Annotated in this window: 13 protein-coding genes and 2 pseudogenes; 8 read left to right on the forward strand and 7 right to left on the reverse strand. The window is 53.8% G+C overall.

The features are described 5' to 3' along the window. Nucleotides 1-82: 82 nt before the first annotated feature. The 8 genes and pseudogenes from ACA108_00265 (at nt 83) to ACA108_00300 (ending at nt 5,184) form a co-directional block, all read left to right on the forward strand. Nucleotides 83-949, forward strand: coding sequence for an aldo/keto reductase family oxidoreductase (locus ACA108_00265; GenBank protein XEX96018.1), 867 nt, complete (start codon nt 83-85; stop codon nt 947-949). Between the two features lie 234 nt (nt 950-1,183). Then, nucleotides 1,184-1,876 carry a hypothetical protein gene (locus tag ACA108_00270; GenBank protein ID XEX96019.1) on the forward strand — a complete coding sequence of 231 codons (693 nt, stop codon included), beginning with the start codon at nt 1,184-1,186 and terminating at the stop codon, nt 1,874-1,876. A 2-nt stretch (nt 1,877-1,878) separates the two neighbouring features. Then, nucleotides 1,879-2,079, forward strand: coding sequence for a hypothetical protein (locus tag ACA108_00275; protein ID XEX96020.1), 201 nt, complete (start codon nt 1,879-1,881; stop codon nt 2,077-2,079). Between the two features lie 32 nt (nt 2,080-2,111). After that, nucleotides 2,112-2,263: pseudogene (locus tag ACA108_00280) on the forward strand (type VI secretion system tube protein Hcp). A 207-nt stretch (nt 2,264-2,470) separates the two neighbouring features. Further along, nucleotides 2,471-3,163: a hypothetical protein gene (locus tag ACA108_00285; GenBank protein XEX96021.1), complete on the forward strand. Its 693-nt coding sequence runs from the start codon at nt 2,471-2,473 to the stop codon at nt 3,161-3,163. Nucleotides 3,164-3,407: 244 nt separating this feature from the next. Next, a pseudogene (locus ACA108_00290) lies at nt 3,408-3,560 on the forward strand (type VI secretion system tube protein Hcp). A 207-nt stretch (nt 3,561-3,767) separates the two neighbouring features. Further along, nucleotides 3,768-4,460: a hypothetical protein gene (locus ACA108_00295; GenBank protein ID XEX96022.1), complete on the forward strand. Its 693-nt coding sequence runs from the start codon at nt 3,768-3,770 to the stop codon at nt 4,458-4,460. A gap of 244 nt (nt 4,461-4,704) precedes the next feature. After that, entirely contained in the window at nt 4,705-5,184 is a 480-nt protein-coding gene (locus ACA108_00300) for an Hcp family type VI secretion system effector (GenBank protein XEX96023.1), read from the forward strand. A gap of 142 nt (nt 5,185-5,326) precedes the next feature. On the opposite strand, the gene rhaM is transcribed toward ACA108_00300, so the two are convergent. From rhaM to rhaD, 7 genes are all read right to left on the reverse strand, one after another. Continuing rightward, complete coding sequence (rhaM, locus tag ACA108_00305) at nt 5,327-5,641, reverse strand: L-rhamnose mutarotase (GenBank protein XEX96024.1); 315 nt, start codon at nt 5,639-5,641, stop codon at nt 5,327-5,329. Beyond that, on the reverse strand, nt 5,638-6,786 hold the full coding sequence (gene fucO / locus ACA108_00310; protein XEX96025.1) for a lactaldehyde reductase: 1,149 nt from the start codon (nt 6,784-6,786) through the stop codon (nt 5,638-5,640). Before fucO ends, rhaM begins: the two co-directional genes overlap by 4 nt. A gap of 95 nt (nt 6,787-6,881) precedes the next feature. Then, a complete protein-coding gene (locus tag ACA108_00315; protein XEX96026.1) occupies nt 6,882-7,907 on the reverse strand; it encodes an ABC transporter permease in 1,026 nt (341 codons plus the stop codon). Then, complete coding sequence (locus ACA108_00320; protein ID XEX96027.1) at nt 7,904-8,908, reverse strand: ABC transporter permease; 1,005 nt, start codon at nt 8,906-8,908, stop codon at nt 7,904-7,906. Before ACA108_00320 ends, ACA108_00315 begins: the two co-directional genes overlap by 4 nt. Continuing rightward, nucleotides 8,889-10,421: a sugar ABC transporter ATP-binding protein gene (locus tag ACA108_00325; GenBank protein ID XEX96028.1), complete on the reverse strand. Its 1,533-nt coding sequence runs from the start codon at nt 10,419-10,421 to the stop codon at nt 8,889-8,891. Before ACA108_00325 ends, ACA108_00320 begins: the two co-directional genes overlap by 20 nt. Nucleotides 10,422-10,530: 109 nt before the next feature. Then, nucleotides 10,531-11,523: a rhamnose ABC transporter substrate-binding protein gene (gene rhaS / locus ACA108_00330; GenBank protein ID XEX96029.1), complete on the reverse strand. Its 993-nt coding sequence runs from the start codon at nt 11,521-11,523 to the stop codon at nt 10,531-10,533. 143 nt (nt 11,524-11,666) lie between these two features. Next, entirely contained in the window at nt 11,667-12,491 is an 825-nt protein-coding gene (rhaD, locus tag ACA108_00335; GenBank protein XEX96030.1) for a rhamnulose-1-phosphate aldolase, read from the reverse strand. Nucleotides 12,492-12,537 lie beyond the last annotated feature (46 nt).

Here is a 12,537-nt window from a genome sequence, read left to right on the forward strand (position 1 = left end):
TCCCGGAAAGGGCATTAACAACTATGGTTTTTTCTCCGACACGGGTGCATTGTTAGTCATCCCTACCCATAAGAGAGACATCATGGCTTCCATCGAAAAATCAGGTTCGTTCACCCTTGGCGATCGCAAAGTTCACCGTCTTGGCTACGGCGCGATGCAGCTTGCAGGCCCCGGCGTATTTGGCCCTGCGCGCGATCATGACGGAGCGCTGGCGGTATTAAAAGCGGCTGTCGAAGCGGGCGTAAACCACATTGATACCAGCGATTTTTACGGTCCGCACGTCACCAACAAGCTGATCCGCGAAGCGCTGGCACCTTACCCGGACAACCTGGTTATCGTGACCAAAATTGGCGCGCGCCGAAGCGACAAAGGCGACTGGCTGCCCGCTTTCTCTGCCGAAGAGCTGACCAGCGCGGTGCATGACAACCTGCGCAACCTTGGCCTTGAGCAAATCGACGTAGTGAACCTGCGTGCGATGTTCGACCCGCACAAACCGGCGGAAGGTTCGATTGCGGAACCGCTGGGTGCACTGGCAAAACTGCAGCAGCAGGGCCTGGTGCGCCACATCGGCCTGAGCCACGTGACGCCAACGCAGATTGCCGAAGGCCGCAAAATTTGCCCAATCGTCTGCGTGCAGAACCTCTATAACCTGGCGAACCGTAACGATGACGCGCTGATTGATGACCTTGCAAAAGACGGGATCGCCTACGTGCCGTACTTCCCGTTGGGGGGCTTCTCGCCTTTGCAGTCGTCGATTCTGTCGGACGTGGCTAAAGAGCTGAACATCACCCCAATGCAGCTGGCGCTGGCCTGGCTGCTGCAGCGTTCCCCGAATATTCTGCTGATCCCAGGCACCTCGTCGGTTGCCCACCTGCATGAAAATCTGGCCGTCGCGGAGATGAAACTGTCTCCGGAAGTGATGGCGAAGCTGGAAGGAATTGCCGGATAGGAAAAATAAGGGGGGTAAGCGGCAGCGCTTTCCACCCCTTACACCTTATTTGCCGGATGACGCTAAAGCTTATCCGGCCTTCAGTTCATTCGAATTGTGGGGTGTTCCGCCATAGTTTTATTACGAGAACATATTATTAGTAACCGTAAAACGTATTTCAAATCGGTTATTTACACACCAGCATAAATCGCTTACATTTGTCGGGAGTTTATAAAAAAATAGCAAGGAGCAGCTATGTATTATAAAAGCGACGTTATAAGTTATTTGCAGGCTAATAATGTTGTCGCCCTGAAGCTCGACAATGCTTTAAGCGGTGTCGGGAAAGCGGTAGCAAATCAGATTGACACGATAGGAGCAGGTGCAAAACGCGCGCTGTATTATGCCTCCTGCTTTACGGATGAATACCAGGATGTCTGCCAGCAGCAGAAGGCCGAGGATATCCGATTTAAAAATGGCGTTATTTATTTTCTGCGACATGGCGATGTTGTATATGACATGCTCAAAATATATTTCGAAGAAATATTTAAATATAAAACCTCCGATCAACTGGAGCGCATCAAACAAATGCTTATGGCTGTTAATATCCATATTGCCGCCAGTTCACTCACAAACGCTGGATTTGCTCTGGCAACAGCATCATTTGTCGCTGCAGGCATGAATCTAAGTCTTGAACTCAGTGCACTGGCAGGGCGAAGGGCGGGCGAGGTTGTAGGGGCTATCGGCATATACGGCGTGGTCCAGAAAGCAGCAGATAGTGTACATCGCCTTCACATTACTTATCCAGCTTACTACTCAGCGCTATACGCGCAAGAGTTGGAAATGATGTACTTTCTGATAGAGCCGTTGTTTGAGCGGGCTGAGGCGTTTAAAGCACAATGGGTGTCAGATAGTGAAATTGCAGATATCATTACCAGGATGATTCGATAATAATGATGAATCTCATTAAAAGATTTTTCAGTCGGATATTCAGATCATTGATTTCGTATTATGGACCTGCCGTACTAACCATAATATTCGCTTCGGTTCAAGGTTTATTGTTTCCGGACAGCCCAATCTGGCTTGCCCCCTTATTCTTTGTATTTGTGATGGTTGTTTTATCGATATATGAAATTGTAAGGTTCAAACGTTAGAATAATCTAAAATTCATTTATAAGGAAATGGTATGTCAACACCCGCGCATTTATGGCTTGAAGATGAAAACGGTTCGCCCATGGTCGGCGAATACATATGCCACAGCGTTCAAGCCCCATCGAATTAAAATCATTTTTCCATGGGGTGACCATTCCCGTTGACCCGAACTGGGGCAAATTCACCGTTTCATCCACTCTTTACAGCTGATTTGCCGGATGACGCTAATGCTTATCCGGCCTACGACTCATAAGAACTATGAATGTCCCGCCATTATGTTATTGCAAGAACATATTATTAGTGGTCGTAAAAACACATCAAATAAGTTGTTTACCCGTCAGTATAAATCACTTAAGGTAATTGGGGGTTTATAAAAAATAGCAGGGAGCAGCTATGTATTATAAAAACGGCGTTATAAGTTATTTGCAGGCTAATAATATCCTCGCCCTGAAGCTCGACCATGCTTTAAGCGGTGTCGGGAAAGCGGTATTAAATCAGATTGACACGATAGGAGCAGGTGCAAAACGCGCCCTGTATTACACCTCCTGCTTTACGGATGAGTACGAGGATGTCTGCAGGCAGCAGAAGAATGAAGATATTCGGTTTGCTATGGGCGTCGCTCACCTGCTTCATCATGGAGGTGTGGTTTATGAGATACTTAAGATCTATTTTGAGGAACTTTTTCGATACAAAACATCCGATCAATTAGAGCACATCAAACAAATGCTGATGGCGGTTAATGTGCATATAGCTGCGAGTACTCTAACCAGGCACGGTTTCGCATTGGCTGTCGCTAGTTCAGTCTCCATCGGCATGAACCTAAGCCTTAACATGCAAGCATTGACTGGGCATGTATCGAGTGGGGCAGTAATGTTAGCTGGCGTGTATGGTGTCGTTCAGAAAGCAGCTGATAGCGCCTATCGCCTTGCTTATATCTCTCCTGCCTATTATGCCGCGCTGTATGCCCAAGAGCTGGAAATGATGTACTTTCTGATAGAGCCAGTGTTTGAGCAGGCAGGTGCGCTTAAGACGCAATGGGCATCGGACAGCGACATTGCGGACGTTATCACCAGGATGATTCGATAACCATGATGAATCTTATCAAAAGATTTTTTATACGGATTTTTAAGTCCCTCGTGGGGCTCTACGTTCCCCAGGCGATAATAATCACGTATGCATTAGTGCAGATCAATATATTTCCTTCTGTACCACTTTGGTTTGTGCCGTTGTTCGCGATAATTGTGATTTATATCTTTGCCCGTTACGTGAAGTGGTAAATACCCAGCAGTCTGGATTGCCAATTTTTAATTCTCATTAATAAGGGTATTATATGTCGACTCCCGCGCATTTATGGCTTGAAGATGAAAACGGCTCGCCCATGGTCGGCGGATGCTTAATGCCGCTGCGTTCAGGCTGCATAGAATTAAAATCATTTTCCCATGGGGTAACCATTCCCGTTGACCCGAACTGGGGCAAACTCACCGTTTCATCCACTCTTTAAACCTGATTTGCCGGATGACGCTAATGCTTATCCGGCCTACGACTCATAAGAATTATGAATGTCCCGCCATTATGTTATTACAAGAGCATATTATTAGTGGTCGTAAAAACACATCAAATAAGTTGTTTACCCGCCAGTATAAATCACTTACAGTTATCGGGAGTTTATAAAAAATAGCAGGGAGCAGCTATGTATTATAAAAACGACGTCATAAGTTATTTACAGGCTAATAATATTCTCGCCCTGAAGCTCGACCATGCTTTAAGCGGTGTCGGGAAAGCGGTATCAAAACAGATTGACACGATAGGAGCAGGCGCAAAACGCGCGCTGTATTATGCCTCCTGCTTTACGGATGAGTACCAGGATGTCTGCAGGCAGCAACGAATCGAAGATAGTCGGTTTGCTATGGGCGTCACCCGCCTTCTTCAACATGGCGGCGTGATTGATGAGATGCTTAAGATCTATTTTGAGGAACTTTTTCGATACAAAACATCCGATCAATTAGAGCACATCAAACAAATGCTGATGGCGGTGAATGTACATATTGCCGCCAGTTCTCTTACAAGTTTGGGATTTGCGTTAGCGGTCGCCACCTATGTCGCTATTGGCATGAATCTAAGACTTGAAATTAGCGCACTGGCAGGCACCAGGGTTGGTAATGTTGTAGGATGGACTGCCATGTATGGAGTTGTACAAAAAGCGGCAGACAGCGCGTATCGTCTACATTTTGAACATCCCGTATATTACTCTGCGTTATACGCACAAGAATTAGAAATGATGTACTTTCTGATCGAGTCAGTATTCATACGCGCGGGAGCGGTTAGCTCCCAAGAATTATCAGATAACGCTATTGCGGGGATAATTAGCAGGATGATTAGATGATAATGATGGGTTACATAAAAAAAGTTTTACGATGGCAGTGCAGATTTTTATTTTCGATCTACGGTCCTGGATTGCTAACGCTTCTCTTCGCGGTCGTCATGGTGAATTTTTTTCCGGACGGCCCTATATGGCCTGTTGGAATATTTGCAATATTCATACTCGTAATAGTTTCCCGTTACGTGAAGTGGTAAATACCCAGCAGTCTGGATTGCCAATTTTTAATTCTCATTAATAAGGATATTATATGTCGACTCCCGCGCATTTATGGCTTGAAGATGAAAACGGCTCGCCCATTGTCGGCGGATGCTTAATGCCGCTGCGTTCAGGCTCCATCGAATTAAAATCATTTTCCCATGGGGTAACCATTCCCGTTGACCCGAACTGGGGCAAACTCACCGGTACACGCGTTCACCGGCCTGTCGTAATAGTAAAAGAATTCGACCAGACCACCCCCGTGCTGTATCGCGCCGTCTGTGAAAGCCGCACGCTGAAAAAAGCCATTATTAAAATGTACCGCATTGTTGAATCAGGCGCGGAGTCTGAATATTTCAATATCATCCTGGAAAACGTCAAGCTGACGACGGTTTCGCCGTACCTTTCCCCCAACGGCCTGAGCAGCACTCACCTGGAAACGCTCGAGTTACGCTACGAGGCGATCTCCTGGAAGTATACGGAAGGCAACATTATTTATCGCGATACGTGGAACGATCGCTGCACTGCCTGATGTTTCCCCGACGTCAGCATTTAAACCCGACCACGATGATCCAATTTCAAAAAGTCGGGTAGATAAGCGCCAGCGCCATCCACCGTTTATACTCGATTTGCTGGATGGCGCGAGGGCTTACCCGTCTTACAAGTTCAGCTATTTACGCGAGATAAAACACCTCTTTTAACTCCGCGCTCACCGGGCTGTTGTCCGGGTTGCTCGGCATAATTTCGCTCATGTGCTTCCACCAGCGCTGGCAGACTTCGGTTTGCGCCACCGCGTTCCAGCGGGCTTCCGACTCTATCTCTACCGTTGCAAAAAGCAGGTGGCGTTCGGCATCAAGATAAATAGCGTAGTGGTGAGCACCGTGCTGTTTAAGTACCGCCTCCAGCTCCGGCCAAATCGGCGTATGGCGGCGTTGGTATTCTTCATGGGCATCGGGGTTTACCTGCATCACAAATGCTTTGCGTATCATAAAGCCTCCAGATAGAGCTCGCGCACCTCTTCACGGGTGGCGGTGCGTGGGTTAGAAGGCGCGCACGGGTCGGCGAGGGCTTTATCTAACCAGCCTTCAATGTCCGACGACTTCACGCCGAGCTGGCTGAAGCCGGACGGAATGCCGACGCGGGCGGAAAGGGCGCGGATCGCCTCGATCGCCTTGTGGCTCGCCTGATCTTCATTCATCCCCTGCGTGTTCACACCCATGGCTGAGGCGACCTGCGCAAAGCGCGCAACGGCCTGCGGGCGGTTAAAGGCTTCGATAATTGGCAGCAGGATGGCGTTGCAGACGCCGTGGGGCAGGTTGTGCGTGGCCCCGGGCTGATGCGCCAGCGCATGCACCAGGCCAAGGCCCGCGCTGTTGAACGCCATCCCTGCCATATATTGACCGTAAGCCATCATCTCGCGCGCTTCAAGGTTATGCCCGTCATCCACGGCCTTCGGCAGCCAGGTGCTGATTAATCGAATTGCTTCCAGCGCGTTGGCATCGGTAAGCGGGTGTGCGCCGACCGAAACATAGGCTTCAACCGCGTGGGTTAGCGCATCCATGCCCGTTGCGGCTGTAACGCTGGCAGGGATCTCCAGCATCACGCTCGCGTCGTCCACGGCGATATCCGGGATGATGTTTGAATCGATAATTACTTCTTTCACCTGGCGCTGCGAGTCGATGATCACCGCGTTGCTGGTCATCTCCGCCGCCGTTCCTGCCGTGGTGTTAATCGCCACCAGAGGCACGCCCGCGTTAACCACTTTGCCTACGCCGGAATAAGCGGTAGACGGGCCGGGGTTGGCGGTCAGGATCTTCACCGCTTTGGCCGTGTCGATTGGGCTGCCGCCGCCGAAGGCGATGATGTAGTCGCAATCTGCCGTCTGGTACGCGGCGAACCCCTTCTGCACCAGCTCCTCGGTCGGGTTCGGGAAGACCTCGTCAAACAGTTCGTAAGAGAGCTGATGAGCGTCCAGAGCGGTGAACAGGCTGTCGAGCAGCCCCATTTTCACCAGCTGACCGTCGGTGACGACCAGCGCTTTGCCCCAGTTTTTTCCCGCAACCAGCTTAACCATATCGCCGATTGCGCCCGCGCCGTGAAGGCTGATTTTTGGTAAGGCCAACATAAAACTCATTGTTATTTTCCTTAATATTGCAGTTTTTGAATCCTTGTTCGCTCCCCTCCAGGGCAAGCGCAGGGCGGGTTAGCAATGCTTCACCCGCCGAAAATTTAGTGGTGAATGACGCTGCGCTTATCCACCCTACGTTGTATTAAGCGCCGGGTAAGAATCGGCAGGGAAATCACCACGATCAGCATCAGGCCGACGATAATCGACATCACGATGCCCGGCACGTTGAGCAGGCTCAGGCCGAAGGTCACCAGTCCCATCAGGAAGGCGGCGATAATCACCCCGATTATGCTGCCGGAGCCGCCAAGAATATTGACGCCGCCCAGCACCGCCATGGTCACCACGGCAAGCTCCCAGCCCATGGCAATCGTCGGCCTTGTACTGCCTAACCTTGAGGTCAGCAGCACCGCCGCAAGCCCCGACATCACGCCGACCAGCATGAACAGGATCATGTTGTGCCGCTTAACGTTGATGCCGGAATACCAGGCGCCGGTCGGGTTATTGCCGATGGCGTAGGTGCGGCGACCGAAGTTGGTTCTGTGCAGCAGGAAGGCGAACGCGCCCGCCAGCACGACAAACAATGTGAATTCAAACGACAGCGCGCCCCACACGTAGCCCTGTCCGAACCACGCGAAGCTTTCAGGCCAGGCGTTCAGCGCCTGGTCGCCGAGCAGGATGTAGGTAATGCCGCGGTACAGGCTCATGGTGCCGATGGTGATGACGATGGATGACAGGTTAAAGCGCGTCACCAGCCAGCCGTTGAACAGGCCGCAAAGCAGCCCGACGCCCAGACCCACGCAGACCAGCCCCGGCGTATCCATGCCCGCCTGCGCGCAAAAGCCCATCGCCGTGGAGCTGAGCGCGATGGTGGAGGCTACGGACAGGTCAATTTCCCGGGCAATAATCAGCATCGCCATTGGCAGCACGACGATCGCTTTCTCGGTGAAGTTGAACGTGGCGTCCGACAGGTTCCAGATATTCAGGAAATAGGGAGATGCCAGCGCGTTCGCTACAAATACCGCCAGCGTGACCGCCAGTAAGAACGTTTCCCAGCACAGCAGCTTTTTCAGGCGCGAGTGGGGACGGGCGACGGGGGCCGCCTGCTCAGAGATCAGCGTTTTATTCATGGTTTCACCGCCTCTTTTTGTCGGGAGAGCGCGACGTCGCGCAGAATCAGCCTGCCTTTACGCTTGTTGCCGCGCTCGTTGAGCAGCACCGCAATCACAATCACCGCCCCGGAAATCGCCATCTGCCAGAACGGCGAGACGCCGATCACCGGCAGTGCGTTATTGATAACGCCGAGGAACAGCGCGCCGAAAAGGCAGCCCAGCACGCGACCAATGCCGCCCATGGTGCTTATGCCGCCTATGACACAGGCTGCTACGATTTGCAGTTCAAAACCGTTAGCCACGTCAACATACGCAACGGCAAAGCGCGAAATCCACAGGTAGCCGCAGAACCCTGCCAGCGCGCCGCTCAGGCTGAAGCTGACGAACTGCATTTTCCCGGCGTTGATGCCCGTGTAGTACGCGGCGGTGGCGTTGCCTCCGGCGGTATACATGGCGCGCCCGGTGCGGCTGTAGCGCAGGAAGTAACCGATCAGCAGCAGGGCTGCCACGGCACACCAGCTCAAAAGCGGCATCCCCAGCACGGCGGTGCGCGGCAGTGCCAGGAAGCCAGCGCTCATCTGGTGAGCATTGATCCAGCCGCCGTTGGTCAGCAGGAAGATAATCCCCCGGAAGATGCTCATGGTGCCGAGCGTTACGACAATCGCCGGGATGCCGAGCTTCCAGACCAGCAGCCCGTTGATAATGCCCATTAGCAGGCCGAGCAGGGTGGCGATAACCAGCAGTACGGCGACAGGGATCTCGGGATGATGGAAGTTGAGCAGAGCTACGCACATGCCTGTCAGCGCCAGGTTGGCCGCCATCGACAGGTCGATGCCCCTGGTGAGCAGCACCATCATCTGGCCGAGCGCGAGAATAATCAGAATGGATGTGTCGTTGAACATCTCCACCAGGTTGGACGGCGCGAGGAACGACGGCGCACGGCTACCAATCGCCAGCACCATCAGCACAATGACCCCGGCGAGCAGGGCCTCACGATGTTTAAGCAGGGTCTGCCACATGATATGCCGCCTCCTCGCCAACGCCGCTGGCGGCGCTGACGATAGTCTCTGCGCTCGCTTCGCCGGCCTTATATTCCGCCACCATCAGCCCTTCATGCATGACGATAATCCGGTCGGCCATGCCCATCACCTCCGGCAGCTCCGACGACACCATGATCACCGCCAGCCCCTGGCCGACCAGCTCGGACATAAACTGATGCACCGCCGCCTTAGAGCCGATATCAATGCCCTTTGTTGGCTCGTCCAGAATAATGACGGCAGGTTTTGTCGCCAGCCATTTGCCGATGACGACCTTCTGCTGGTTGCCGCCGGAAAGGGTTTCGACCGGCTGACGCCAGCTTGAGGCTTTGACCTGGAGCCGCTTCGCATATTTATCCGCCAGCGCCCATTCCCGGGCGTCGTTCAGCACGCCGTTCGGGTTGAGGCGGGAAAGCTGCGGCAGGCTGATGTTCTGGCTGATGGGCAGCGCGATAATTGCCCCCTGCTTCTGGCGCTCTTCCGGCACGCAGACAATCCCGGCCCTGATGGCGTCCGCGGGCTGGCTGAACTGCACCGGCTGCCCGTTGAGGCGGATTTCGCCGTGGCTCGGGCGTGACACGCCGGACAGCGCCTGCATCAGCTCCGTACGCCCGGCGCCGACCAGGCCGTAGAAACCGAGGATTTCGCCTTTGCGCAGGGTGAAATTGATGTGCGCGAACTCCGTTGGGTGACAGAGATCTTTCACCTCCAGCACCGTTTCGCCCGGCTCGCAGGACGTTTTCGGGTACGCGTGGCTGATCTCGCGCCCGACCATCATCGTCACCATGCGCTCTTCGCTGATGTCGCTGATTTGCCCGGAGCCGATATATACGCCGTCGCGCAGTATCGTGTAGTGGTCGGCAATCGCAAAAATTTCGTCGAACTTGTGCGAGATAAACAGGATGGCTTTGCCTTCGCGCTTCAGGCGCCCGACGATCTGGTAGAACTCGACGATTTCATGCTGCGAAAGGGCGGCGGTTGGCTCATCCAGAATCACTACCTGGGCGTCGAACGACAGCGCGCGGGCAATCGCCACCATATGGCGCTGGGCGATGCTCAGGGTTTTCAGCGTGGCGCGGGGGTCTATTTGCACTTCGAGGCGGGCGAGAAGATCCCGTGTCTGCTGGTGCATGGCGGGCCAGTCGAGTTTCTTAAACAGGCCGCGATACAGATAGTGACCAACAAAAATGTTTTCGGTGACCGTCAGCTCGTCGAAGAGCACGGTTTCCTGATGAATCGCCGTGATGCCGACCTTGTGCGCCGACTCCGGGTTGGGCAGCGTTATCGGGATCGCTTTATAGAGCAGCTCGCCCTCTTCGGGCTGGTAAATTCCGGTCATCACTTTGACCAGCGTTGATTTGCCCGCGCCGTTCTCACCGATAAGCGCGGTGACCTTGCCCGGCCACAGGTCGAGGTGAATGTTTTCAAGGGCGCGCACGCCGGGGAACAGTTTGGTTATCCCCCTGAGTGACAGCAGCGGTGTGGTAACTGTCATCGTAAATTCCCCATCCAGAATGCACAAAATGGTGGATGGCGCTGGCGCTTATCCACCCTACATTGAGCCGCGCAGGGCGGGTAAGCGAAGGGCTACCCGCCGAACACAATCAGAAAATTTTGGAGAATTTATCGATGTTGCTGGCGTCGTAAACAAACGGTTCGGCCATCGCGCCGCTGCCGTCGGCGTCGAGCTTAACTTTGCCCAGCTTGCCCATGCTGGCTTCGGTTTTGGTGGCGCTGCCTTTGACTAAGTCATCCGCCAGGTAGGTTGCCGCGTAGCCCAGGTCGATAGGGTTCCAGATGGCGAAGCTTTTTGACGCGCCGGATTTCACCGCGCCCGCCATTTCAGACGGCAGGCCGAGGCCGGTCACGTAAACCTTACCGATTTTTCCCTGGTCCTTCACCGCCTGCGCGGCGGCAACGATGCCCACCGAGGAGGGGGAAACGATGACTTTTAGATCAGGGTAAGATTTCAGCAGGCCGACGGTTTCGCGGTAGCTCTTGTCAGACAGGTCGTCGCCGTAGGCCACGGTCACCAGGTTGACGGAAGGGTACTTCGGCAGCACCTTTTTCATCTCTGCAATCCAGATGTTCTGGTTGGTTGAGGTCGGCGTCGCGCTTAATACCGCCACGTCGCCTTTCTCGACGTTCATCGCCTTCAGCGCGTCGGCGGCAAGCTTAACGTTGGTTTCGCCAATCAGCGCGTTATTGGAGGGATTAAGGTGGATCTGACGGCCCTCTTTTGCCACGCCAGAATCCCAGGAGACGACTTTAATGCCGCGCTGCATGGCCTTTTTCAGCACCGGGACAAGGGCATCCGGATCGTTAGCGGAAATGGCGATGGCATCAACGCCCTGAGCGATCAGGCCGTTGAGCACTTCAATCTGTGCTTCTGCGGTAGTGGTCGTCGGGCCGGTGTAAATGACTTTCACATCCCCCAGCTCTTTGGCGGCCTCCTGCGCCCCCACGTTCGCAGCTTCAAAGAAACCGTTGCCGAGGGATTTCGCCACCAGCGCGATCTTCACTTCGGCAAGGGCAGAACCGGACAACGCCAGTGCGGCAACGGTGAGTGTACAGCCTACTATTGCTTTAATTTTCATAGCTTATACTCCACGGGTAGGGACAGTTTGCAGGTGTTTTTTATTTTTATTAACGGTACTTTTTGTCGGATGACGCTGCGCTTATCCGACCTACAAAGGAAACGCAGGGTGAATAAGCGCAGCGTCATCCACCGTTTACAGATTTAAAGCTCTAAAGCACTGGCCAGCGGCGTGACGCCAAAACGTTTACCTAACGCGATAAGCTCATCGCGAGAGATGGTCTGTTTCATGCCGCCCATCGAAATTACCTTCACCAGCACCTCGGCTGACTTCTCGGCGGTGTCGATCAGCCCAAAGGCCTCGTCGAACGTCGGGCCGCTGCCGAAAACGCCGTGGAACGGCCACAGCACCAGCGAGTGTTTCTGCATCTGGCCCGCGGTGGCGTCGCCGATCTCGTCGGTGCCCGGCACCATCCACGGCAGAATGCCCACGCCGTCCGGGAAGACCACCAGACATTCAGTGCTGCCTTCCCACAGTTTGCGGGTGATGACATCGGTGTCGTTTCCCAGCACGTAGGTCAGGGCAATCAGGTTGGTGGCGTGGCAGTGCATGATCACGCGATCTTTTCCGTCGGTAACCTTCTTGCGCACACAGTGCGACTGGAAATGCGATGCCAGCTCCGAGGTCGGCACCGCTTCGTTTTCCAGCCCCCACAAAATGTGGTAGCCGGTGCCCTTGTTGTCCACTTTTACCACGCCGATATTTGCCGCCGGGTCGAGCTGCACGTTGCGGAAGAACTTGCCGGAGCCGGTGACGATAAACGGCGTGTTGGCGAGGTCCGGCATCTGCTGGCTCAGCTTGATATAGCGCGGTGCGGTGTGGAAATCGTCGGAGTACGGCGCGATATCCGCCTCGTCAAGACGCAGGGTGATGTTGCCGCCGTTGCGCTCGTCCCAGCCCTTCAGCCAGGCGTCGCTGGTCGCTTTGATCATGCCTTCAACAAACCAGGCGTTAAGGATGTTCTGCATTGTGTTTTCCTGTTTGAACTGGCGGATGACGCTTACGCTTATCCGC

Origin of the sequence: Dryocola sp. LX212 (assembly GCA_041504365.1) — a bacterium.
Lineage (GTDB): Bacteria > Pseudomonadota > Gammaproteobacteria > Enterobacterales > Enterobacteriaceae > Dryocola.

Coding starts and splice junctions, on each gene's coding strand:
- ACA108_00265 (XEX96018.1), top strand. CDS start 83: ATGGCTTCCATCGAAAAATCAGGTTCGTTCACCCTTGGCGATCGCAAA.
- ACA108_00270 (XEX96019.1), top strand. CDS start 1,184: ATGTATTATAAAAGCGACGTTATAAGTTATTTGCAGGCTAATAATGTT.
- ACA108_00275 (XEX96020.1), top strand. CDS start 1,879: ATGATGAATCTCATTAAAAGATTTTTCAGTCGGATATTCAGATCATTG.
- ACA108_00285 (XEX96021.1), top strand. CDS start 2,471: ATGTATTATAAAAACGGCGTTATAAGTTATTTGCAGGCTAATAATATC.
- ACA108_00295 (XEX96022.1), top strand. CDS start 3,768: ATGTATTATAAAAACGACGTCATAAGTTATTTACAGGCTAATAATATT.
- ACA108_00300 (XEX96023.1), top strand. CDS start 4,705: ATGTCGACTCCCGCGCATTTATGGCTTGAAGATGAAAACGGCTCGCCC.
- rhaM (XEX96024.1), bottom strand. CDS start 5,641: ATGATACGCAAAGCATTTGTGATGCAGGTAAACCCCGATGCCCATGAA.
- fucO (XEX96025.1), bottom strand. CDS start 6,786: ATGAGTTTTATGTTGGCCTTACCAAAAATCAGCCTTCACGGCGCGGGC.
- ACA108_00315 (XEX96026.1), bottom strand. CDS start 7,907: ATGAATAAAACGCTGATCTCTGAGCAGGCGGCCCCCGTCGCCCGTCCC.
- ACA108_00320 (XEX96027.1), bottom strand. CDS start 8,908: ATGTGGCAGACCCTGCTTAAACATCGTGAGGCCCTGCTCGCCGGGGTC.
- ACA108_00325 (XEX96028.1), bottom strand. CDS start 10,421: ATGACAGTTACCACACCGCTGCTGTCACTCAGGGGGATAACCAAACTG.
- rhaS (XEX96029.1), bottom strand. CDS start 11,523: ATGAAAATTAAAGCAATAGTAGGCTGTACACTCACCGTTGCCGCACTG.
- rhaD (XEX96030.1), bottom strand. CDS start 12,491: ATGCAGAACATCCTTAACGCCTGGTTTGTTGAAGGCATGATCAAAGCG.